Origin of the sequence: Chloroflexus sp. (genome assembly GCF_049970315.1) — a bacterium.
Classification (GTDB): Bacteria; Chloroflexota; Chloroflexia; order Chloroflexales; family Chloroflexaceae; genus Chloroflexus.
Map to the genome: position 1 here is coordinate 283,535 of NZ_JBMFNE010000002.1, position 22,432 is coordinate 305,966.

A 22,432-nucleotide genomic window follows, 5' to 3' on the forward strand; every position below is an offset into this window, starting at 1 on the left:
GAATTACGTCAGATTCGCGGAATCCACCGTTACATTGTCAGGAATACCAAACTCATCACCAAAAAGAACGAGAGGAGACCGACACCGGCAGAAAAGAGAATCCGCTCCCAGTGCAAAAAGCGCCAATCAGGCGGGATTAGGTTCTCGAAACCGTAGATCGCCAAACGGTACGGTTGTTCTGGATTGCCGAGATCGAACTCGATCTCGGTGAGCGGAATAAAATTGATCTGTAATTCGGCCATTACAATTCGGCTATCCTGATCAAGCTCGCGTAGTCGGCGTTCGATCATCTCTTTAACTTCGGTTATCTGCAACCACTCCTTGGGAATACGGTTTTCGCGTTTGCGATAGACCAATTCCTCACGGCAAGTGCGGTGTAGCCAATTTTCATCAACATCAGGTAAGTCGTTCTGCGCCCGATCGAACTTTGGCCAACGCGACCATTCCATCAGCTTACGTTGCAGCAACCGTCCGGTACTTTTACACCGTTCGCAAGGTATCTTGCCAAGTCCACTACATTGAGGACAAGCAGTCACCCGTTGGTGTACTACCGGTGTGTTCGCTGTCGCGGACCGATCATTGGTTGCCGATTGCGCGGGAGCAGGTTCTTCGATGGTTATCCGTTGGGCACCTTTACACGTTGGGCAAACGATAATGCCAAGCCCGCTACAATTCGGACAATTGATCACCCGTTCCGAACCGGGTACGACCACAGGTTTTCCCTGTTCGTGCGCAAACTCTTTTGGCGACGGTAACTCAATCTGCCAGCGATCGTACTCAGGCTGAAGTGGTATTGGTTTTTGGTTGGTATCGGGTTCTTCGGTCACTCCGGCGTCACGGCGTTGCTCGATGAGCAAGCGAAGATGGAAAAAGAACACATTGTAGTGTTTGATTTCATGAATCCGGACCAAACGACCAAGCAATGGCAAGCGTAACGGACGCTCTTGCGACCACTGATCGAGCAACTGGCTAATGCGGACCTCATCGAGCATACGTGCCCGTTCAAGTGCGCGTTCAAGCGGTTCATGAACAAGTAAACCACTCAACGCTTGTTCTACTTTGTTTGGCTCGATGACAACGATCTGCTTCGTCTTACGGATCGGTTGTACGACTGTTTTTCCGGTAACGATCTGAGTTTGCAAGAAATGGGGACCGAGAACCGCTTCCAACTCAGCAGCCGCCATACCGGCGTGTGCATAGCGATGTGATGGATCAAGCGCCAGCAATACCCGAATAATCCGGTCAACTTCTCCGGGCAACTTAACCCCAGCCTCGGCCAACGTTCGCACCCGTTGAAACACTGCGAGCGATGAATCACCCATTTTTGGCATTTCATACCACGGCAATTCACCGGTGAGCATAAAAAATAAAGCAACACCCAGGCTAAAAATATCGGACAGATGAGTTGCATTATTTGCAGAAATCATGCATTCAGGAGCAATAAAACCGGTCGTACCCATCACCATTCCGGTTGAGGTGAGCGATTGATCGGGATTACGAGCAATGCCAAAATCGATCACATAAGCATTTTCTGCATCACTATCGATCAAAATATTACCCGGTGCTACATCACGATGCACAATATTGAGACTATGCGCATAATCAAGCGCATCGGCAATTTGCTGGAAATAGCGCAACACCTTATCGGGCGGTAAACGATGTTCTTTACTTTTCACCAAATCGCGTAACGAGTTACCGTTAATATATTCAAACACCGTATAGTGAAACGGATTCTGTACACCGTAATCGATCAGGCGTGAGATATGGGGATGACGAAGGCGAGCAGCAATGCTCGCCTCTTGGGTAAAGCGTTGGATACGCGCCGTCTCTTGACTCAAGAGCACTTTCAGCGCAACTTTATGCTCAGGGATATAGCGATGATGAGCGCGAAACACTTGACTCGATTCGCCGCGCCCGATGAGGTGGTCGATGTCATATTGCCCAAATGTGCGCGGCAGATTGGTAAATGTCGGTTTATTTATCGTCATAGCCATATGGATGCGTCCAATGCCATTCCCAAGCCGAGGCAATGATCGACTCAAGGTCAGGATACTGTGGTTGCCAACCTAGTTCAGCCCGTATTGTATCTGATGAAGCAACCAATACCGCCGGATCGCCGGGCCGACGCGGACCAACCACTGCCGGAATCGGATGGCCAGTCACTTTACGTGCGGTCTCAATCACCTCACGGACCGTAAACCCTTGACCATTCCCCAAGTTATAGCGACGCTCACCTAGACGGTCGAGCGCTTCCATTGCCAAAATGTGGGCACTCGCCAAGTCGAGCACGTGGATATAGTCACGAACACACGTGCCATCACGGGTCGGATAATCGTCGCCAAAGATAGTAACGTGCGGACGCTGACCAAGCGCGACTTGCAACACAATCGGGATCAAGTGGGTTTCGGGGTCGTGATCCTCACCTCGGTCAGGAGTATCGCCACAAGCGTTGAAGTAACGCAAACAAGCGTAGCGCATGCCATAAATACGGGCCATCCAGTGTAACGTGCGCTCGATGAAAAACTTCGACTCACCGTAAGGCGAACCGGGCACGATCCGTTCGTGCTCGGCAATGGGAATACGTTCTGGCTGATCGAACAGATTGGCCGTAGACGAAAGAATAAACCGACGGACACCGGCAGCAATGGCAGCCTCAAGCAGATTTGCCGCATTCGTCAGATTATCCCGTAGATAGAGAAATGGCTTCTCCATACTCTCGCCAACCAGCGTGTACGAAGCGAAATGCATAATGCCGTCGATACCGGGGTAGGCGGCAAAGATCTCGCTCAGCGTTTTACGGTCGGCCAAATCAGCTTCGATGAAGACGGCTTCCGGGGGCACAGCCGCCCGATGACCTTGATACAGATTATCGATCACAATCACTTCATGACCGGCTCGGATCAGCTCAGCGCTGGTGATACTTCCGATGTAGCCGGCACCGCCGGTAACTAAAATCTTCATGCGGATTGTCTCCCTCCCCTCAAGACAGCATAGCGAAGTGTAGCACACACAACCTACGACCCACTCTGAGCAGTAGAGGTATCTTCCGAAGCTACGGTATGATCTGATGGAGCCGCAATTTCCTCTACCGGTTCAGAAGAACTCGGTTGGCGGATCGCATAGAGTGCCTGTATTGTGCGTTGGGCCAAACACGCAAATGAGCGCTGCAACGGTGTTCCGCCGTGGATCGGGAAAATCGTTGCATTTCGTAATGGAATGAAGTCATCGGTCAGTTCATTGAGCATCTCGTCCAACCCAATATCTGGGCGGCGATATATCTCGGCACGCACGGCAAATTCACCGGTAAAAAACATGACGGGCTCCATTGCCCGTGGAATAACAGCAGTACGATGATCGGGTGGTGGCTCCGGCTCAGCTACCACTGCGACCAACAACGCATCACCCCACGCAACCAATGCTTGTGGCACCCGTTGGGCCTGTTGTGGTCGCCAGAGCGGGGCAATACTCACCTGATGGAGATGAATAAAACGGCTCAAACGATTATTCAGGGCATCGCTGACGCGGCGATACAGAGGGAGAGTATAACTACCGGTATAAAGCATCGTCGGCATGAAAATCTCGACGGTAAACGAAAAGCCGTTGGTCATACGTCCTCCTGGATCGCAGTGAGCGTCTGCCAGAATTCGGGATAACTGATCGCCACCGCTGCCGGCTCAACAATAGTTGTTTCACCACGAGCGACAAGGGCGGCAACGGCCCATGCCATTGCCAAGCGATGATCGTGATAGCTATGCAAGGTAGCACCGGTGAGTTGATCGGGTTTACCGGTGATCACCATACCATCAGCCGTTGGTTCGACTGTAACACCCAAGGCACTCAGTCCGGCAGCGACGGTGGTGATCCGATCGGTCTCTTTGGCACGCAATTCTTGCGCATCGCGAATAACTGTTTCACCATCGGCACAGGCAGCAGCGACCGCCAGCACCGGAATTTCATCAATCAGACGAGGGATCAGAGCCCCGGCGATGGTTGTCCCTCGCAACGCAGAAGAGCGAACGACGACATCGCCGATCAACTCACTCCCTTCCAACCGCTCGTTCATGATTTCAATCTCAGCACCCATCGCACACAGGACATCGAGGGCGCCGGTACGGGTCGGATTGAGACAAACACCAGGAGTGACGAGTTCGGCATCGGGATGGATCGCAGCAGCTACCCACCAGAACGCTGCCGAGGAGGGATCACCGGGGACTCGTAGTGAAAGGGCTACCGGGGTAGTTGCTGCGGTCGGCGGATGCAGGGTAATCCGATCAGGCGTTACGGTTAGCTCTACTCCCATTGCCGCAAGCATCCGCTCGGTATGATCACGCGAATCGATCCGTCCACTGAGCGTTAATGGGCCATCGGCATGCAGTGCAGCCAACAAGAGAGCAGATTTCACCTGAGCAGACGCAATTGTCAATTCGTACTGACCACCACGTAGCGTACTACCGCGAATCGCCAGCGGTGCCCGGTCGCCATCGGCGCGCCCATCGATCTGCGCACCCATTGCTCGCAGTGGCCCTACAATCCGGCGCTGCGGGCGCGAACGCAATGATGCATCACCGTTCAAGACACTAAAAAACGGCTGACCGGACAGGAGACCGGCCAGCAGACGCAGCGTTGTACCAGAGTTACCACACTCGAGCACATCGGTGGCTTCGCGTAATCCGTCTAGACCAACACCGTGAATAATCAATTCACGCTCAGTAGGCTGCTCGACCGTTACCCCTAGGCTTCGCACACAGGCTACCGAGGACAGACAATCAGCACCGGGTAAAAAGTTTGTAATGTGAGCACTGCCGGTAGCAATCGCATTCAACAATACCGATCGATGTGAGATCGATTTATCTCCCGGTACATGAATAACTCCGCGCAAACGCTTGGGCGCGGTTAACGTTATCTCAGTCATCACGACACTTCCACTCTCATCAAAACAACAACTTTAACCTAATGAACGCCTCTGTGCCACATATTGCGCACAACCAAACAAGACGACTACTCAACCTCAGGCGCCACCACGAGCTTATACCCAAATCCACGCTGCGTAATCAAATACCGTGGACGCGATGGATCGGGTTCAATACGCTGACGCAATCGGTAAACAAGTGCATCAATTGCATTGTAATCAAAGATCGCGTAATCCCAAACGTGATTGGCAATCTCTTCCTTGCTAACCACTTCACCCTGTCGGCGGTAGAGTAACGACAGCAATTGAAACTCTTTCACCGTCAGTGGTGGGGTCAATAGCTCGCCGCGGACATAGACCGACTTGGTCGGTTCATCAACCCGGATTTCGGCACGCACAGCACGGAGGAGGGCAGGATCGAGCGTGCCTTTCATGGTTGCCGCCGGATCGTTGAAGATGATTACAGTATCAGCGATCAGAATTTGGTCGGAATGGTGGAGGCTACGGGTACCGATCACCCGTTCTTGATTAAGAAACGTACCATTTGTACTATCGAGATCACGAACAAAAAACCCTTCTTCTGTTTGTTCAAACCGTGCATGCCGTCGCGAAGCGAGCGGATGATCGATAATAATATCGTTGGCTGCATCGCGACCAACAGTAATAGTCGGTCGATCCCAGACAATTTCGCGGTAATCGCCGTTACCGCGTTTGACAATCAGTTGTGGAGCGGAAGCGGATTGCATCGTTCACCAGCCTCCAGCTTTCATACTTTTAATACGTAGATGCAATATGGTATAATCGCTATAGCTTTGCTGATTATACCATGGCATATTCCACTATCGCAGGTTGAATTCGCCACCTCATGGCGATAATAGGCACTCGGAGATACCGGTGAGTAGCATCAGCGGGCGGCGAATTGGTCGGTATGAATTGATCGAGGAGCTTGGCCGTGGTGGTATGGCACGAGTGTATCGTGCTCGTGATACCCAACTGCAACGGATCGTTGCTCTCAAAGTACTGGCCGCACAACTGAGTATGGACGCAGAGTTCATCAAGCGCTTTGAGCGTGAGGCAAGGACTGCCGCAAATCTGCGTCACCCGCATATTGTTACCGTATACGACATTGGTGAGGAGCAGGGTTTACACTACATCGCAATGGAGTATATCGATGGCTTACCCCTACATACCATCCTCGAACGTTATGGCGCACTGGGTTTTGGGTATGCCATCGCGATCCTCGAACCGATAGCCAACGCGCTCGACTACGCCCATCAAGCCGGTGCCATTCACCGTGATGTGAAGCCGCATAATATTTTGATTGACCGCAATGGGCGAGTGGTATTAACCGATTTTGGTATTGCCCAAACCCCAGAGGCGGATGAGCAGCGGCTAACCCGTACCGGTGTGTTTATGGGTACACCGGAATATATCTCTCCTGAACAAGCCGAAGCCCGCCGCGTTGATGGTCGTAGTGATCTGTATTCACTTGCTGTTGTCGCCTACGAGATTATTGCCGGGCGTGTGCCATTCAGCGGTACTACACCGCAGTTGATCGTCGCCCATGCCCAGCTCCCACCACCACCAATCTCCTCAGTTGTACCTGAACTACCAACCGATCTCGATCTGGTGCTCACCCGTGCATTGGCGAAACGACCAGAACGGCGATTTCCGACCGGTAACGCTTTTGTGACGGCGCTGCGCGACATTGCTCAACGTAACGGGATCAAACCGGCTACTACCCTTGAATTGGCGGCCCTAGTTGTACCACCGCAGGCTCAACCAACCGTACCGGCGTCGCCGATGCAGGTAGCAAGTCGTGATGGGACGCTGTCACCACCGATGCATACACCGTCACCTGAGAGGGTAGTACGTCACCGACCCGCAACACCGGACGGCGTAGCACAATATCCACCCCCAAAATTACCACCGGTCACGACAATGCCTCCAGCCCAACCACTTGATCTGCCTCAGAGTGATACGCCGGCTCGCACATATAGATCGATTCCGAATACCGTTGCAACCGTTGATCGAGCCGATCAATTGCCGTTTCTGATCATCGGAGGCCTACTGTTGGTGATCGTTGCTGCCGTGCTTGTGTTCGTTGCCCAGGTATTTAACGACGGTAACCAGCCCACACTGAATCTGACCGTCACAGTTCTGATATCACCAACACTTTTCGTTCCGTTGCCAACGGCGACGGCTACGTTTACCGCCGTGCCTACTATACCCCCGACTGCAACAACGGCACCAACCGATACACCGTCGCCAGTGCCCCTATCGACACCAACAACCATACCAACACCGACCAAGACAGTGACACCAACCGTAACACCGACCGAGACGGCGACACCAACCGTAACACCGACCGAGACGGCGACACCAACCGTAACACCGACCGAGACGGCGACACCAACCGTGACACCGACCGAGACGGCGACACCAACCGTGACACCGACCGAGACGGCGACACCAACACCCTAACGGTACGGTAACAGTTGCATCACCCGCAACGGTGACGCCATCACCAACTGATGAACCAACGCTGCTCCCTACACCTTTACCGGTAACACCAATACATCCGTAGTTCTGACATAACTGCACTATCTGTAGGTCATTCAGGAACCGGCGAGGCTAAGATGCCAATAGCATTTGTGATCGAAGTTCATACACCGTATGTGCGCCATCCCGGACGGCATCCGATTGGTGAGGAGCGCTTACATACCGTCATTGCGCAGTTGTTGATACCGTTACTTGATCTGCTCGGCGAATTGCAACGTCACCACCTCCCGATCACGATCACCCTTGCCTGTTCGCCAATTGCATTAGAACAGTGGCTTGATCCGATTGTGAATAAGCATTTCGGGCAATGGTTAGAGGATCGTATTACGCATCATCAAGCCGAGTTGAACCGTTTTGAAGCGGAAGGCAACAGTCATGGTGCCTACTTAGCCCGGTTTTACCTCGATTGGGATCGTCAACTCTTACGCACGTTCACGACTCGATACCGCCGGAATCTGGCAGGGCGGCTGCAAGAACTCACCCTTGCCGAAATCGTCGTCCCGCTCTGTTTGCCGGCCAGCCATGCGATTCTGCCTTTTTTGAGTCATGAGAGTATGGTGCGCGCACAACTCGAACACGGTTTATTGTACATTTCGCGCCACCTAAGACGACCGGAAGGCTTGTGGTTACCCAACTGTGCCTGGCGACCGGGGATTGAGCACATTGCCCTCGAACTCGATCTGCGGTACGTGTTGGTTGAGCCGACGAGTGTCATATCGGGATCACTGCCCGGTTGGGTTGTGCCGCGCCGGTTGGCGGCAATTGGGATTGACGATACGCTGGCCCGTCATGTGAATTCCGTTGAGCTGGGCTATCCCGGTGACCCGCTCTACCGCAATCCCGACGATCCTACCGGCTATACCGCGAACGGTACGCATATGCCACAGCCCTACGATCCGTATGATGCGCTCCGTCGTGCGCAAGAACATGCTAACCATTTTGTCGAACAACTACTACACCGCCTCCAACAACTGCCTGCGGAAGCGGTTGTTGTCGTCCCGATTGATGGACGCTTGTGGGGAAGCAGATGGTTTGAGGCACCAACTTGGTTCCAAGCCGTCTTGACCCGTTGTGCCACCGATACCCGCTTACGCCTAACGCATCCGGGAACGACGTTGACCGATTTGCGGGTAAGTGACTTGGTGACGTTACGCCCCGATCTCGCGATCGCCGATAAGCATGGACGCCGGCAGAATACCGTTTCACAGCGGTATTGGCAAGCGCTTGCCGATGCCGAGCAGCGCTTTGCCGATTTGGTCGCTACCTACCCGTCTGCGGAAGGTCTTCGCGAGCGTGTACTGACGCAGGCTGCCCGCGAGCTTTTCCTTGCCGAACAAAGTGATTGGATCGATGCACCACACGAGTTGGGCTGGCAACGCCACCTTGATCGTTTTGAGCAGTTGTTGATTCTTGCACGCCAAGAGTCGCTCAGCGCGACCGATCTCTTCACCCTCGAACAAATCGAGACCTACGATGCGATCTTTCCGGTGCTTAATTATCGTTTGTTTGGACGAGGGTGATCCGTCCCGACGGCACGGGAGCTATCGTTTGTTGATGTTCGGTGAGAGGTTTGTGAAGTCGGATACATCTCACCACAGTGCGTGGAGATGTTGCTTGAGCGTCGGGCTAATGTTGACCGACCAGACGATTAAGTTCACCTGCGAACGATTGAGCCGGTCACCACTGCTACCTGTTTCTAGCTACGGTTCAAAGCCCAATTGTACGGACGAAACACAAAACGTCCACGTTGTGTTTGCGACAGCCATGCCCGTCGCTCATCGTCGGGCAATGCGTGCCGTAAGAGCTGTACAATCCCTTGAAGACCACCAAAATCTTCGCGGTACCAGTCAAAAATGCGAGATACATGAATCTCACCACGCTCAGGATCAACGGTCACATCAGTCGCGACAAAATGACGCAACGCCATGTCGAGTTGATGATCGATCTGATCGACGCTATAGACGGCAATTGGCGGGCACGAACGGCTCGCACAGTTTAGTGCAAAATGAATACGCGGATCGGGCGGATCGATCACCCATGCCAAACGTGGATCGTCGGCGGCGAATTGGGGGCCAGGAATAAACGGATGGCCACGATTGGCGCGCAGGATGCCGTGCTCAATATCGTTAAGCGAACAGCGCTGACCACCGATCACATAGGCAGCCGCTTGAAAAAAGCTGAGACCGGCTAATTCGTCGGCAACGCTCTGCTTAACCGCAAAAGCAATCACAGCATCGATCACCAACGTGTTGTAGAGATTGATCCAGAAGGCCAACCGTGTTGCCCGATCGGGTAACGTGGTCGGATCGAACGTCTGTAATTGCGGGGTAAGTTCATGGCGAAACGCCTGGTACGCCGGATGATCACGTAGCCGGTCGTAGTTCACCTGTGTCCCGGTTTCATCCATTGCCAGCGCCTTAAATTGGTTGACGGCCCGTTTGATCGCACCGGCCAGTGCTCCACCATCAACTACCGTAGCCGAAGCAGGGCCACGATTGAGCACATCATTAGCCCGCTTGCCGATCACCAACCCCAACATCGCTTCACGCAGTCTGATTAATTGGTTCATAGCGCATCCTCAAGGAGATGACGGAATGTTGTCAGAGCCGTCACCGTGCGCGGGCCGGGCCATGTCAGCGCCATTCCATCACAAAAAGCGAGACGGCAACGTCCGGTTACCTCGGCAAACGCCGGCAGATCGCGTTCGCTAAACGGATATGGTTCGCTCGGTAGGAGAATAACTTCTGGATCGAATGCGAGGAACTCGGCTAACGTGGCTCGTGGATAGCGACCGGGCAACTCGATGGCGACATTGATCCCACCACTGAGACGCAGCACATCACCGGCGTAAGTAGCTTGCCCGACCGCCATCCACGGATCGCGCCAAATCAAGGCCAGCACCCGTCGCGTTGGCGGAGGAGGCGCAGCAATCGCTGCCTCTATCGCTGCAAGCATCGGCGCTGCTACCGGCGTAACGTCGAGTACAGCAGCCAAAGCAGCCAATTGCTTGACAGCATCGGCAACACTGCGAATAGCAGTGACATAGACATTGATCCCGGCCTCAGACAGTGCCCGCACATCACGTTCGCGATTTTCTTCTTGCTCGGCGATAACCAGGTCGGGCTGGAGCGAAATAATCGCTGCCCGATCCGGATTCTTGGTGCCACGCACCCGTGGCAAATGGGCAATCGCTGCCACCGGTTCGACACAATAGTCAGTCACGGCCACCACGCGCTCGCCGGCGCCAACGCTGAACAACCATTCGGTCATGCTTGGTACCAGCGAGATGATCCGGCGGGGTGGTGCAGGTAGTTCAAGCTGACGACCGAGAGCATCACTGAACCGCATACTTACTCCGATACAGACGTTATGGTCGATCTTTAATCACAAACACCGGCACGGTACTTCCACCACCCGCCGTCACGTTGAGTAACGTGACCGTAGAGAGACGACACAAGCAGCCATGCACGGTGGTGCCAAACAAATAGGGATCACTATCAACCAATCGATCGGCGATCACGACTTGCCCATCGACAAACGCCGGATACGGCTCATAGGCAATCGTCACTCGTTCTTGCACGACGAACGGCGTCTCGAGCGCAGCTTGGAGAGCGGCATCCCACGCATCGGCACTGACTTCCCAGCCAATAGTAATCCCCTTACCGCCGTATTCATCGTTCGGTTTGAGCAACAATCGCTCGCGGTTAGCGCGGGCAAACGCCAGTAAGTCAATCGTTTCTCCCTGATACGTTGTCTGACCGGGCCGTACCACTCGTGTCCATGGGACGTGGGCCACTACTGCTGACCGTTGTTCGGCGCTGAGTGGTTCGTGGAACCGTTCATCAGAGAGAAGTGCAAAGAGAGACTTTTTGTGGAGTAGCTTGGCCCGGAACGAGTTCACGATGACACACGCACCGGCAACATAAGCCTGTACCAGCGGATGCGAAAGCGCATCATCACCGTAATGGCTCAAGAATTCGCTAGTCAGTACGCGCTTGAAGACAATCGTTACCGGCAACTGTCCACCGTCAGCAGTCCTGGCAATTAATTGTCCGTCGCGGAAGACGAGATCGTGCGGTGAACAGATAACGGTGGTCAAGCCGTGCTCACTAAAATACTGTCGGAACATCTCAAACTCGGTAGCCGTCGGCACTCCATACCAATCTACAATCGCCACTCGCGGCTCGTGGCCGGGGCTACCGGCAGTGCGCCAACAATCGAGCAGAGTACGCAACATATATTGACGTGCCGGTAACGGCATAATCGAATAGCGCTTGGAAAACTCTTGCATAACCGGCATCGACAGAAAGGCCTGTGCCAACAGATCTTCGTAAGCAATCGCCGCCGGACTTTCGGCGTTATATTCAACAAACTGCAACGACGAACCATCGACAGTCAAGAACGTATCCATTCGTGAATGTGCGCTCGGCTCGAGGTAGCCGGGGGGCATCGCGATCAACCGTTCTTCAAGCGGGGTCAGCATCAACACCTCACGCACAGCCCGCCCGACTTCATCATCGGCCAACGCCGCTGCGACGATCGAGCGGGCGGCTTCGGCAACCTGCTGTGTACCGCGCTGTAACAACTCATACTGCGTCATCGTCATGAGACGCGGACGGAGGACGGTAGCCAGTGGACGCTCACCAAAATACAAACGTCTTGCCCGCATCTCCTCGGTCAAACATTGCCACGAGACAGCCGCCAGTTTCGGATCGAGTAGGGCATGGTAATCGGCGATTGCTTGAACAAGAGTCATAGGCATCCTTTCAGTTCGATTATGTTAAGCTTTACTAATGATTGACGCCAAGGCTTGCGGGTACACCTGCGCCTTGGCGTTTCATGAACTGTTTTGGGCAGTTTAGGCCTCTTCTGTGGTCTTTTTCTTCGTGGTACGGCGGCGCTTCGGAGCTGCCGGTGCCTCTACCGGATCAGGGGGCGGTGGGTCGCTGTTCACCGTCGCCGCTACAACCGGAGCAGTTGCGGGCGCCATCGGTCCGTTCAACAAACGATGCCACGCAAACTCCTCTGGCTTGGCACGACCCTGTAAGGCCAATTCAATCGTGAAATCGGCCATTGTCCGTACAACCCAATCGAAGTAGAACGGCGTGAGAGAATTCACATCAAAGTCAGGGGCCGGATTAGTAAAATCGATAGCGTAGGCTACACCATCGCGAATCGCGAACTCGACAGTGTTCATGTCGTAGCCGAGCGCCTGATTCAGCTTCAACGCAGCATCAACCACTTGTCGGCCTTCGTCAGGTGTGAGATAGTTGTCATCGCGGAAGTAGCGGTGTGGCCACGGTGCATTGGCGTCAAACTTGATCGTCATGATGTGGCGACGACCAATAACAATGCAGCGTACATATTTCTCCCATGCGATATACTCTTGCAGCATCATGCACTCGATGCCGGTCTCATTGTAGGCGCGCCACAACTCCTCATACGAATGGACTTTGTAGACCTTCTTAAAGCCACCGCCCCACGCCGGTTTGAGAATTACCGGAAAACCACCAACATAATCCACGTGATCCTTCCACGGAATTGGGTAGATCAGATTACGCAGGGACTCTTCAACCACACCTTCAATGTAGGAATGCGAGGGTAAGGCGACGGTGCGCGGATGGGGAATACCAAGAGCCGTCGCCAACGATGCGCCGAAGAATTTATCATCAGCGCTCCACCAGAATGGATTATTGACAATCCGTGTTCCACTGAGCGCCGCCGTCTTCAAAAATGTCCGGTAATACGGGATTTCATGGCTAATGCGATCGACAATCACGTCGTAGTCGCACAACTCTGCCATCCGCGTCCCGCCTAGTTTGATAAACTCAGCCCGCACGCCAACGTTGCGCCGATTGACCTCTTCGATAAACGCAGGCGGCCACGACCACTCGCGACCGACGAGAATGCCGATCTTTTTCTCACTCACGATAACCCTCCTCATCGTTTATCACGCTATACAGGTGGAGCCGCATCTGTTGCTACTCCGCCTTTGCACAATTTCAGATGGTTGCCGGTATCCTTATTCTGTATTCTGTATGCCGGCAAAGCTGATTGTAGCATAAGGTCTCGTTTTACGCGCGACATGGTACTATAGTAGCTCAGTAGTCCGTTGGTGTGGATCAACTGAGGAGATGGCTATGCCGGAACCGTTCTCGCCTGCTGCAACGGCTGCTCTGGCCGCATTCAACGCCGCCACCGGCGACTTGCGTATGCCGAGTGAACGCGATCATCCGTTTATCCCGGTCATACTCGGTATGATCACGTTGTCACCACAGACAGTGGCGCAGGCCCTTGATATTCCGCGCAACACTCCGGTGAGCGTCCAATCGTTTGAGCACTTTTTCGCACCGCTAACAACCCGCCAACCGTGGCATACGACCGATGATTTACCGACACTCGTTGGCTTTGCCGGATTACGTGATACCTTAGCCGCGTCTTTGCGCGATCCGGTGGTCTATCGTTTTGGGGAAGGGACAGTAACCGTACTCATTATCGGTTATCTGGATGATGGCACGATTGCCGGTGTACAAACGAAGGTAATCGAGACATAAGTAGACGCTATCTATAACTTTTACTTCTCCTCCAGATTGCCTTCTTCAGCGCCTATTTCGCGCTGATTGCGGTCAACACATCAACGAGTCGGCATCTCACCCTTGGCAATCCGAGCAATGCTGTAGCCGATCCAGCTTAGCCCAACAACTACTTAATCGAACGCGAGGTATATGCACTGGCCTATCAGCGCGACAGCGGAATTGCACGCTGGGTAAGCTGGCATCTGACCTTGACCGATTTCAGTCCGGCGCAAACCGATCGGTATAGCGGCAATTTTATCGTCGATCCTACCATCAGTGCGCTTGGTTGGTCATACGCGATGCACAGTGATTACACCAACACCGGCTACGACTGTGGTCACCTCACCCCTTCCGGCGATCGTCTCTCGAGCGATCTGGTACAGCGTGAGACCTTCTACCTCGCCAATATCGTACCGCAAGCTCCGGATAATAACCAAGGGCCATGGCGATTACTCGAAGAACATACGCGCAACCGGGTACGTGCCGGTAACGAAGCCTATGTGATCGGGGGAACAATTGGGAGTAATGGTACGATTGGGAACGGGAAGATTGTTGTTCCTGCCGATTTATGGAAAGTCGTGGTCGTCTTACCAGAGGGTGATAATGATCTCGCTCGCATCAATGCCGAGACTGAAGTCGTCGCGGTGATTATGCCGAACATCAATGGTCTCAGCAACGATTGGACTGAGTACCGCTCTTCAATCGCCTGTATTGAACAACGTACCGGACTTGATCTACTCAGCAACGTGGCACCGGAAATCCAAGCGGCATTGGCCGGACCACCTTGCTCAACCAGCACGAATCCCCAGAATATCTTTCTTCCGCTCGTGATCGGTCAGGACAATGGCACGAATGAACCGACGCCGACGTCGATTCCACCGACGGTACGCATCACCTACATCGAATGCAATCCACCGAGTGATGATGTAATGGGTGAATACGTCCGTATTGTGAACGAGGGAACGATACCGGTTGATCTGACCGATTGGATATTACGCGATTGTCTTCCCATTTTTTGTCTTACGTTGGTGGCCGCGTGCAGGTATGGACGGGTAGTAGTAGTATCAATACCAATACCAATGAACATGTGTACTGGGGACGCAATCAAGCCGTTTGGAATAATCAAGACGGCGATGGTGATCGCGATACTGCTGTTCTCATCGACAGGAACGGCAATGTGATCTCAACATACCGGTACTGAGTCACCACGGAAACAAGAATGGGATGACCAACAGGCAGATCACCAGTACGACTACCTGTAATGGAATACCGACACGGGCATAATCGGCGAACCGGCCTCGAACTAGTACCTAGCGTACACCGGACGATCATCGTTGCCAGCACAGTAAAGGACAAAAGCAATCTCTGTCGTCATGCAGTTAATTCGTTAATCCGCACCGCTACCGAACGCAGCGCATCTATGTCGTGTTCGGTCAGACCGATCTCGGCAGCAGCGCGGGCTGCCGATTGTACCAGAAGCGATGGCTGGGTAGGTGCGGTTGTCGTTGGCACCGGCGTTTCTACCGGTTCCGGTTCACAGACCGGTGTTGGATCCCAGAGGGGTTGGGGGTGAATCAAGCGAGGTGGCGGCCAACCGTATACGTCGGCCAAAAAGCGGATCATCGCCTGTGCGGCACTGGGGAGGGTATGTTCGGTGGCAACATATTCCCGCGCCCGTGCCCCCAACGCCGCAGCCAAGGGGCGATCGGACAATAACCGTCGGCAATAGGCGACGATTAAGTCGATCTCACTCCCATCCACATCAACCTGCGCGGCAACGTCAGGAGGTAATTCGCAAAACGCATCGACTGCGCTGACCAGCGTTGGTTTGCCGGCACCTAGTAGTCGCAATAGACTGGCACTCGTTTCACCGGCAGTTGGGTAGCGCAAATTGAAACAAATGTCGGCTGCCGCCACGTAGTACTCAAATTGTGTTCTTGGAACATACCCGGTCACCGTTACCGCCGTTTGCAGGCCAAGACGCCGGATGAGGCTATCGAGGTCATAGTTTGGTGACACCGAACCTACGAGCACACAATGGGCGTCAATACCTTCGCGATGCAGGAGAGCAAGCGCGCGCAGCATTGGCTCGATCCGCTTCCACGCATTGATATGACCAAAACTCGCCAATAGTGGACGGTCGAGCGGAATACCAAGTCGTTGACGGGCCTCGTTGCGGTCAATCAGTGGTGGTAAGGGAATACCCATCGGCACAAGACCACGGGGCAGATCGGGACGGATCGCGGCCACGCGATCGAGGATATGCCGACTATGACCGATCACGGCTTGGGCAGCAGCGAGCACATCTTCGTTGCACGGAAAGCTAAAAGCGGCCGCACTAAAACGTGAGCGGATCATGAGCTGAGCAACATGCCACCCCTCATCTCCGTAGCGTGTGCGCATCATCGTCACATAACGCTGCACATCACGCTGAACGTTCGCGGCATACCAGAGCATAAAGTGGTGTAACACAAAATCATGCAACACCACCACCCCGGGAATACGTTGGGCTGACTGCCAAATTCTGGCGTGAACCGGGCTATTACCCATATGGTAGACAATTGCATCAAATGCCCCACGCCGAACAAAATGTTCGAGTTTGCGCAGGGGTTGAATGGTTAAGTACTGATGAAGGAGCGGATTCGTCGGATGCAGCCCATCGTCGACAAACAGAGTGATGTCGGCGTATTGGGCAAGATAGGGCAATAGATCCTCGCTATAATCGGAAATACCCGACGCAGCCGGGTTAACGGGCGAGCAATACGCGATCCGCGGCATCATACGCGCTCAACCAATGCTGCAACCAGCTCACGACAAAAAGCGGGAATATCTGCGACAACCCGCCCCCACACGAGATTGCCATCACGGAACGCTGCTTCATCGCGCCAGTGGGCGCCGGCATTGATCAGATCGTCTTTAATCCCGGTTGAGCCGGTAGCCGGACGGCCACGGACAATACCCGCCGAGATCGCAATTGAACCACCGTGACAAATGATCCCGATCACCTTACCGTCGGCATCCATAGCGCGTACCAAATCGGTCACCTCGCGATACCGACGCAGCTTATCCGGTGCCCAGCCACCGGGTAATACAAGACCAAAGAGATCATCGGCACGCAGATCGGCAATGGTAGCGGTTGGAGCAATCTCAAGCCCATTCTTTCCCCGCACCGGACGTAAGTCTAGCCCGGCCGCAACCACATCGGCTCCCTCTTCCTGCAACCGCATCATCGGCACGTAGAACTCTAGGTCCTCCACCCCTTCGGCCAGTAGAATAGCGATCCGTTTTCCTGCCAGTCGCATATCATCACACTCCTTCTGCCTATCGCAGCCCTACGTCGCGGGAATAGTTCACGTTGTTCCCGACAAGAGATTGCTGTACATCATCCGGCTATACACCAAACGGGGTTTGCTTCTGAGTACCGGGCCATAAGCGCACACAGTTGCCGCCGGCCGCCTTAGCCGCGTAGAGTGCTTCGTGCGCCTGATTGAGCAACTCAACCGCGTTACGCGCATCATGGGGAAAAGTAGCAATACCAATCGAAATAGTCACTTGTAAATCGAGGGTTCCAGGGCGGATGATCGTTTCTGCAACCGACGCCCGCCATTGCTCGGCACGGTGCAAGATCGTTTCACGGCTCACACGTGGCAACAAAAGCAGCAACTCATCACTTCCATAGCGACAGAAAAGATCACCACCACGTACCTGACGCCCAATCAGAGTGGCCAGATGTTGGATGACTGCATCACCAAGGGCACGACCGAACTGCCAGTTAACGTGCTCGAGTTGGTCAATATCGATCAGGACAGCACTCAACACAATTTGTTCTCGGTCAGCACGACGCAATTCGCGCTCTAACGTCTCGTTAAGATAACGGCGGGTATACAACCCGGTAAGGGGATCACGGATCTGTTCGTTCTGCAACCGCACCGTCAACGCCTGGACTTGCGCCCGTGCCTCGGCGAGTTGCTGACGGCGCATCTGCTCGATCTGCCAACGGATCTGCGCAGTGCTGATGGCGCGATGCAAACAGATCGGTTGCAGATCGGCCATCGTGATGACTTCGTGAGCGCCGGCTCGCAAGACTTCACCGATCGCAGCAATGTCGGCAACTAATCCGATCAGCGGTGCTTGTTCAGCTTGGGCCGCAAGATTAGCCGGGATCGCGACGCGCAGATCGATCAAATGTGGATGGGAGAGATGAACCTCCGTAGCCGACACCAGTTGCCATTCTGCACCTAGTAAGGTCTGTAGATGATCGATCAAATCGTGATCGGTTGTAATGATCGAGATAGTTGTCTCAGCCGTGGTCATAATCATTTTGTGAGAGTGCTGACCGATTGCTGCGACAACGATAGCATACTTCACTGCTCTCGACAAGGATATTTAGAACTTCTAACTATTCTCTTGAGCGCGGATGATGCGCATGACATTCCCCAAACAACATACCCCCTGCGGATTCCGGAGATCGCATGCACACTGGTCGGCAGCAATACCGGCTTTAATATCAGCAACAATCGCTTCGTAATCGACCTGGCTCGCTCCGCTCAGATCACCTACCTGATACTGGAAACAGTAGCACACAAACACATCTGGTTGGTGAGCTTCTTTCTGAAACACGCGCTCACGAACGTGATCTACCGTTAGTGTCTGTGAACCATCATTGCTGAAGTACACAACCGGACAATCTGCCGTTTGACAAAACCGGTACTCTTGTGCCGTTACCCGCCGCAAACTGATCGCAGCTAACGCACGTACCGTTTGGATTGGCACCTTTTTACCGGTTGCCTGACAAGACGGACACAGATGAGCCGAAGACTGAGGCAGCTTCGCGTCACCTGTTACCGCACTCGCATCTACCGCACAACCGTAAGGGGTACACATATACCATCCCTCTCACTACCGATTTGTTACATACACTGAAGATACACCTTCCAGTAACTGGAATGTCAAGTGACTATCGAGAAGGCAGCATATATTCTGTTGATAGCAGTTCGGTAGTGAGTACTTCGTGTCGGGTAACTCCGTTGTCACGCGGTGTGTCAGCAGATGGCATGGTCAAGAATTACGACAAAACCTACAGGGGATCAGAGGTGTGAGCCAAAGAAAAGCCGGGTATCGCATCAGCATAATGTGAAAGATACCGTACCTCTTGTCGTTTATCGTTTTAAGGTACAATAATCGATATAGTCCGAACCTATATTCTGGATGCTGCAACAAGACCATTCGAAGTAAACCAATCTTGTTTGCAAGACCACCAATGCGCACATAGGGTGAGACGCGAGTATGGCGGCAATTCCCTTCATGATGATTTACCTGATCCCGGCCATTATCGCAGCCGGATTGGTAATGTTCATGTGGCAACGCCGTTACTATCGCGGTGGAAGACCATTTACCTTGTTACTGATCGCTATTGCATGGTGGAATCTCTGTCATGCTCTCAGCATCATAGACACGACCTTTGAAGGGACACTCTTCTGGTCGTTGTTGCAGAATTTAGGGATCGTGCTGATCGGACCGTGTTGGCTCTTAATCGCACTCGCCTATTCCGGTGAGTGGTGGCGCGTGCCACGCTGGTTGCGACGAGGTATCTTTGTCCCCGAGTTAGTCGCGCTAATTTTTGCCTTGACCAATAATCTCCACAACCTTTGGTGGTCAACGGTTGTCGCCGACACATCACGACCCTTTCTATGGTTGTCGGTCACCCGTGGCCCAGCCTTTTGGGTGCATAGCGTGTACGCTTATGTCTGTCTGGCGGTTGGGATTATCATACTGATCCGCTCGTCATGGCAAGCACCGCCGGTCCACCGTTTTCACTCACGGCTAATGCTGGTAGCTGCGCTCATTCCTGCGGTGGGCAATATTGCGTTTCTTAGCGGCGTTCGCGTTCCCTGGAATGATGACCCTACCCCTCTTTTACTTTTGATTTCGGCAGCACTTGGGATTTATACCACTGTGCGCTACCACCTCTTCGATTTGGCACCGCTGGCTGAACAAGAGGTGATTGCCAGCTTACCGGATGGTCTGATTATTCTGGATAGTCGCGGGCTAATCGTTGAGATCAATCAACACGCACCACGTCTGCTTGGTATCGAGAAAGAACGCTGGATTGGTCGATCACTTGCCCACCTGATACGTAATTCACCGTTTGGTCACGATCTGCAACGCATTCTGCAGACCAACCCTTCGAGTGCGAATCGACCATACATCCTCGATGATGGAACACAGGCTATTGAAGTTCGTCTCCGCCCACTGCAATCGGCTACCGGGATTACAACCGGTTCATTATTGTTGATCCGTGATGTGAGCGAACGGATGCGGGTGGAACAGGAGCGATCCCGCCACATTGCTGCTCTACGCCTGATCAATGCGATTGCCCGCAGTGCAAATACTGCCCAAGAGACCAATTCACTGCTTAACACGATTGCACGCATTATCGTGCAGGAAGGCCACTGGGAGCGTGTATCGATTGGCTTGATCGATGAAACAAAGCAGTACATTACGGTAGCGGTGGATTACACCGTGAGCGGTTCCGGTCGCTTGCAAGGCGAGGTGATTACCGGTTTGCCTGCCGCACAATTGATCAAACGTATTCGACATGGTCGACCCGAACTCATCCAACTTAGCGAACTTGCTACCGATGATCCTCTGGCTGCCGGGTTACAGCAGGAGGGTTTGCAATCACTCTTAATTGCACCACTCCGCCACGAGCATCAAGCTACCGGTATCCTTGGTCTTGCCAGCCATAAGCCGAAGACGATGACGCCAGCGCTGAGCGAACTTGTCACCGCTATCGGCGAACTGATTACCGATGCGATTATTCGTATTCGCCTGTACGAACGGGTACAGCACGCCGACCGGCTCAAGACCACATTTCTCGCTACAGTAAGCCATGATCTACGAACGCCACTGACCTCGATCATCGGGTACACCGATGTGTTACGCCGCGGTATCTTAGGCGAACTTAGTCCTGAGGTACAAGAGACCTTAGGGTATATGCGGCAAGCTAGCCTGAACCTGATGCGACAAATCAACGATATTCTTGAGTTTTCACGGATGGAGGCCGGTCAACTGGAGATTGAGATCGAACCGGTTGACGTGAGAGGAATTATCCAGAATGTGGTCGGGCAGATGTTACCGCAAGTGCGCGAACGCGATCTGACCGTAAACGTCACTATTCCGCCTGATGTACCCCAGATCGCAGCCAATATTGGTCGGTTGGAGCAAGTCCTGATCAATCTGCTGAGCAACGCGATCAAGTTCAATCGTCCGCAAGGCTGGATCGAGATCAGTGTCGAACCGCGCGGGGCATGGCTACGTATTAATGTCAAGGATTCTGGGGTTGGAATTGCACCGGAGGATCAAGAACGAATCTTTACCGAGTTTCAGCGTGCTCGCTCACCGAATGGAGAACGGGTGCATGGCGTTGGTCTCGGCTTGGCCATTTGCCGCCGTCTGATCACCCATATGGGTGGAACGATCGGCGTAACAAGTACACCGGGTGAAGGTTCCGTCTTCTATTGTGATTTGCCAGTGATAAACGTTGAGCAGATGGTAGGGAAACGAGCCGACGCATAACCGTACCCCCGATTCTGTTTCTGCCGCCATCTCTCTCGCTGCCAAGCAGCGGCCGCTCCTAGCGCGCCGGGTGTTACCCGGGTTGCCGTCGCGGCGGCGATGCGAGCGAGCGGGGTGGTACCGCGAATGCATTGCTGTCACATTCTCCCACCGATAAGCCCGCCCCACGCACCTTGCTCCCCATCGGCTGGCGCAGTCGCCTAGCCGCCGACATTACTGCCGGCGCTGGTCGGCTCTTACCCGACCGTTTCACCCCTTACCGGTTACCCGGCGGGACTATTCTCTGTTGCCGTCTTGCGTCACCGGTCGATTACTCAACCGGTGCCCTCGCTTACTGTTTCGCGAGGCAGCCTTCCGCCTTGTAGCGGGCGAGGAGTCGGGAAGTTCCTCTGGGAAGAACCCCAGCGGCGGCGCGTCATGCGTCGGCGCCAACCTTAGTATAGCACACTGATGTATAGGCACAAAGGGTGCGAAGAGCGCAAAGTCCGGGAACGCAAAGGTGCGAAGAGCGCAAAGGTCGCAAAGGATGTTATCATCTGGGCATGAGCGCGCTTCATAACTACCAAAAAACCTTAGCGCCCTCTGCGTCCTTAGTGCGCGTCTTGTCTAGCTGTATACCGCACTACCCGGTGACAAGGTACCCAAAAACCTTGGCGCCCTCTGCGTCCTTAGTGCGCGTCTTGTCTAGCTGTATACCGCACTACCCGGTGACAAGGTACCAAAAAACCTTGGCGCCCTCTGCGTCCTTAGTGCGCGTCTTGTCTAGCTGTATACCGCACTACCCGGTGACAAGATACCAAAAAACCTT

General features: G+C 53.7%; 18 protein-coding genes. 5 read left to right on the forward strand and 13 right to left on the reverse strand.

Translation table 11 applies throughout. The features are described 5' to 3' along the window. Window positions 1-29 precede the first annotated feature (29 nt). The 5 genes from ACP5OT_RS02475 to ACP5OT_RS02495 all read right to left on the reverse strand — a co-directional run bounded on the left by ACP5OT_RS02475 (window position 30) and on the right by ACP5OT_RS02495 (window position 5,655). Window positions 30-1,994 (reverse strand): protein kinase domain-containing protein, encoded by a 1,965-nt coding sequence (locus tag ACP5OT_RS02475; RefSeq protein WP_424674754.1) that lies wholly within the window; start codon window positions 1,992-1,994, stop codon window positions 30-32. Next, window positions 1,975-2,961: a UDP-glucose 4-epimerase GalE gene (gene galE, locus ACP5OT_RS02480; protein ID WP_424674753.1), complete on the reverse strand. Its 987-nt coding sequence runs from the start codon at window positions 2,959-2,961 to the stop codon at window positions 1,975-1,977. The genes ACP5OT_RS02475 and galE overlap by 20 nt, the downstream gene beginning before the upstream one ends. 53 nt (window positions 2,962-3,014) lie before the next feature. Next, window positions 3,015-3,608 carry a hypothetical protein gene (locus tag ACP5OT_RS02485; protein ID WP_424674752.1) on the reverse strand — a complete coding sequence of 198 codons (594 nt, stop codon included), beginning with the start codon at window positions 3,606-3,608 and terminating at the stop codon, window positions 3,015-3,017. Further along, complete coding sequence (gene aroA, locus ACP5OT_RS02490; protein ID WP_428131222.1) at window positions 3,605-4,912, reverse strand: 3-phosphoshikimate 1-carboxyvinyltransferase; 1,308 nt, start codon at window positions 4,910-4,912, stop codon at window positions 3,605-3,607. The genes ACP5OT_RS02485 and aroA overlap by 4 nt, the downstream gene beginning before the upstream one ends. Window positions 4,913-4,998: 86 nt before the next feature. Next, complete coding sequence (locus tag ACP5OT_RS02495; protein WP_424674750.1) at window positions 4,999-5,655, reverse strand: winged helix-turn-helix domain-containing protein; 657 nt, start codon at window positions 5,653-5,655, stop codon at window positions 4,999-5,001. A 148-nt stretch (window positions 5,656-5,803) separates the two neighbouring features. Here ACP5OT_RS02495 and ACP5OT_RS02500 point away from each other — a divergent pair, with 148 nt between their 5' ends. Both ACP5OT_RS02500 and ACP5OT_RS02505 read left to right on the forward strand, forming a co-directional pair. Beyond that, window positions 5,804-7,393: a protein kinase domain-containing protein gene (locus tag ACP5OT_RS02500; protein WP_428131224.1), complete on the forward strand. Its 1,590-nt coding sequence runs from the start codon at window positions 5,804-5,806 to the stop codon at window positions 7,391-7,393. 155 nt (window positions 7,394-7,548) lie between these two features. Continuing rightward, window positions 7,549-8,991 (forward strand): 1,4-alpha-glucan branching protein domain-containing protein, encoded by a 1,443-nt coding sequence (locus tag ACP5OT_RS02505; protein ID WP_428131226.1) that lies wholly within the window; start codon window positions 7,549-7,551, stop codon window positions 8,989-8,991. A 176-nt stretch (window positions 8,992-9,167) separates the two neighbouring features. Here ACP5OT_RS02505 and ACP5OT_RS02510 read toward each other — a convergent pair whose 3' ends face one another. The 4 genes from ACP5OT_RS02510 to ACP5OT_RS02525 all read right to left on the reverse strand — a co-directional run bounded on the left by ACP5OT_RS02510 (window position 9,168) and on the right by ACP5OT_RS02525 (window position 13,400). Next, complete coding sequence (locus tag ACP5OT_RS02510; protein ID WP_424674747.1) at window positions 9,168-10,040, reverse strand: DUF547 domain-containing protein; 873 nt, start codon at window positions 10,038-10,040, stop codon at window positions 9,168-9,170. Next, a complete protein-coding gene (locus tag ACP5OT_RS02515) occupies window positions 10,037-10,819 on the reverse strand; it encodes a helical backbone metal receptor (protein WP_424674746.1) in 783 nt (260 codons plus the stop codon). Before ACP5OT_RS02515 ends, ACP5OT_RS02510 begins: the two co-directional genes overlap by 4 nt. A gap of 19 nt (window positions 10,820-10,838) precedes the next feature. Beyond that, on the reverse strand, window positions 10,839-12,227 hold the full coding sequence (locus tag ACP5OT_RS02520; RefSeq protein ID WP_424674745.1) for a circularly permuted type 2 ATP-grasp protein: 1,389 nt from the start codon (window positions 12,225-12,227) through the stop codon (window positions 10,839-10,841). Window positions 12,228-12,329: 102 nt separating this feature from the next. Then, a complete protein-coding gene (locus ACP5OT_RS02525) occupies window positions 12,330-13,400 on the reverse strand; it encodes an ATP-grasp domain-containing protein (RefSeq protein ID WP_428131229.1) in 1,071 nt (356 codons plus the stop codon). A gap of 211 nt (window positions 13,401-13,611) precedes the next feature. Between ACP5OT_RS02525 and ACP5OT_RS02530 the strand changes: the two genes are divergently transcribed. Both ACP5OT_RS02530 and ACP5OT_RS02535 read left to right on the forward strand, forming a co-directional pair. Then, window positions 13,612-14,025 carry a nuclease A inhibitor family protein gene (locus ACP5OT_RS02530; protein ID WP_424674743.1) on the forward strand — a complete coding sequence of 138 codons (414 nt, stop codon included), beginning with the start codon at window positions 13,612-13,614 and terminating at the stop codon, window positions 14,023-14,025. A gap of 155 nt (window positions 14,026-14,180) precedes the next feature. Continuing rightward, window positions 14,181-15,227, forward strand: a complete 1,047-nt coding sequence (locus tag ACP5OT_RS02535; RefSeq protein ID WP_424674783.1) for a DNA/RNA non-specific endonuclease — start codon at window positions 14,181-14,183, stop codon at window positions 15,225-15,227. Window positions 15,228-15,417: 190 nt separating this feature from the next. Here the strand turns inward: ACP5OT_RS02535 and ACP5OT_RS02540 are convergent, their stop codons facing one another. The 4 genes from ACP5OT_RS02540 to ACP5OT_RS02555 form a co-directional block, all read right to left on the reverse strand. After that, window positions 15,418-16,827, reverse strand: coding sequence for a glycosyltransferase family 4 protein (locus tag ACP5OT_RS02540; RefSeq protein WP_424674742.1), 1,410 nt, complete (start codon window positions 16,825-16,827; stop codon window positions 15,418-15,420). Continuing rightward, window positions 16,824-17,348: a type 1 glutamine amidotransferase domain-containing protein gene (locus ACP5OT_RS02545; RefSeq protein WP_424674741.1), complete on the reverse strand. Its 525-nt coding sequence runs from the start codon at window positions 17,346-17,348 to the stop codon at window positions 16,824-16,826. The genes ACP5OT_RS02540 and ACP5OT_RS02545 overlap by 4 nt, the downstream gene beginning before the upstream one ends. Before the next feature lie 88 nt (window positions 17,349-17,436). Next, window positions 17,437-18,360, reverse strand: coding sequence for a GGDEF domain-containing protein (locus tag ACP5OT_RS02550; RefSeq protein WP_424674740.1), 924 nt, complete (start codon window positions 18,358-18,360; stop codon window positions 17,437-17,439). 81 nt (window positions 18,361-18,441) lie between these two features. Then, a complete protein-coding gene (locus tag ACP5OT_RS02555; protein ID WP_424674739.1) occupies window positions 18,442-18,930 on the reverse strand; it encodes a putative iron-sulfur cluster-binding metallochaperone in 489 nt (162 codons plus the stop codon). 402 nt (window positions 18,931-19,332) lie between these two features. On the opposite strand from ACP5OT_RS02555, the gene ACP5OT_RS02560 reads away from it, so the two are divergent. After that, complete coding sequence (locus ACP5OT_RS02560; protein ID WP_424674738.1) at window positions 19,333-21,624, forward strand: histidine kinase N-terminal 7TM domain-containing protein; 2,292 nt, start codon at window positions 19,333-19,335, stop codon at window positions 21,622-21,624. Window positions 21,625-22,432 lie beyond the last annotated feature (808 nt).

Excerpts from the sequence above, each read along its gene's own strand:
- ACP5OT_RS02540 (WP_424674742.1), bottom strand. The coding sequence starts at position 16,827 with ATGATGCCGCGGATCGCGTATTGCTCGCCCGTTAACCCGGCTGCGTCG.
- ACP5OT_RS02475 (WP_424674754.1), bottom strand. The coding sequence starts at position 1,994 with ATGGCTATGACGATAAATAAACCGACATTTACCAATCTGCCGCGCACA.
- ACP5OT_RS02515 (WP_424674746.1), bottom strand. The coding sequence starts at position 10,819 with ATGCGGTTCAGTGATGCTCTCGGTCGTCAGCTTGAACTACCTGCACCA.
- ACP5OT_RS02485 (WP_424674752.1), bottom strand. The coding sequence starts at position 3,608 with ATGACCAACGGCTTTTCGTTTACCGTCGAGATTTTCATGCCGACGATG.
- ACP5OT_RS02555 (WP_424674739.1), bottom strand. The coding sequence starts at position 18,930 with ATGTGTACCCCTTACGGTTGTGCGGTAGATGCGAGTGCGGTAACAGGT.
- ACP5OT_RS02520 (WP_424674745.1), bottom strand. The coding sequence starts at position 12,227 with ATGACTCTTGTTCAAGCAATCGCCGATTACCATGCCCTACTCGATCCG.
- ACP5OT_RS02495 (WP_424674750.1), bottom strand. The coding sequence starts at position 5,655 with ATGCAATCCGCTTCCGCTCCACAACTGATTGTCAAACGCGGTAACGGC.
- ACP5OT_RS02560 (WP_424674738.1), top strand. The coding sequence starts at position 19,333 with ATGGCGGCAATTCCCTTCATGATGATTTACCTGATCCCGGCCATTATC.
- ACP5OT_RS02510 (WP_424674747.1), bottom strand. The coding sequence starts at position 10,040 with ATGAACCAATTAATCAGACTGCGTGAAGCGATGTTGGGGTTGGTGATC.
- aroA (WP_428131222.1), bottom strand. The coding sequence starts at position 4,912 with ATGACTGAGATAACGTTAACCGCGCCCAAGCGTTTGCGCGGAGTTATT.
- ACP5OT_RS02530 (WP_424674743.1), top strand. The coding sequence starts at position 13,612 with ATGCCGGAACCGTTCTCGCCTGCTGCAACGGCTGCTCTGGCCGCATTC.
- ACP5OT_RS02505 (WP_428131226.1), top strand. The coding sequence starts at position 7,549 with ATGCCAATAGCATTTGTGATCGAAGTTCATACACCGTATGTGCGCCAT.
- galE (WP_424674753.1), bottom strand. The coding sequence starts at position 2,961 with ATGAAGATTTTAGTTACCGGCGGTGCCGGCTACATCGGAAGTATCACC.
- ACP5OT_RS02545 (WP_424674741.1), bottom strand. The coding sequence starts at position 17,348 with ATGCGACTGGCAGGAAAACGGATCGCTATTCTACTGGCCGAAGGGGTG.
- ACP5OT_RS02550 (WP_424674740.1), bottom strand. The coding sequence starts at position 18,360 with ATGACCACGGCTGAGACAACTATCTCGATCATTACAACCGATCACGAT.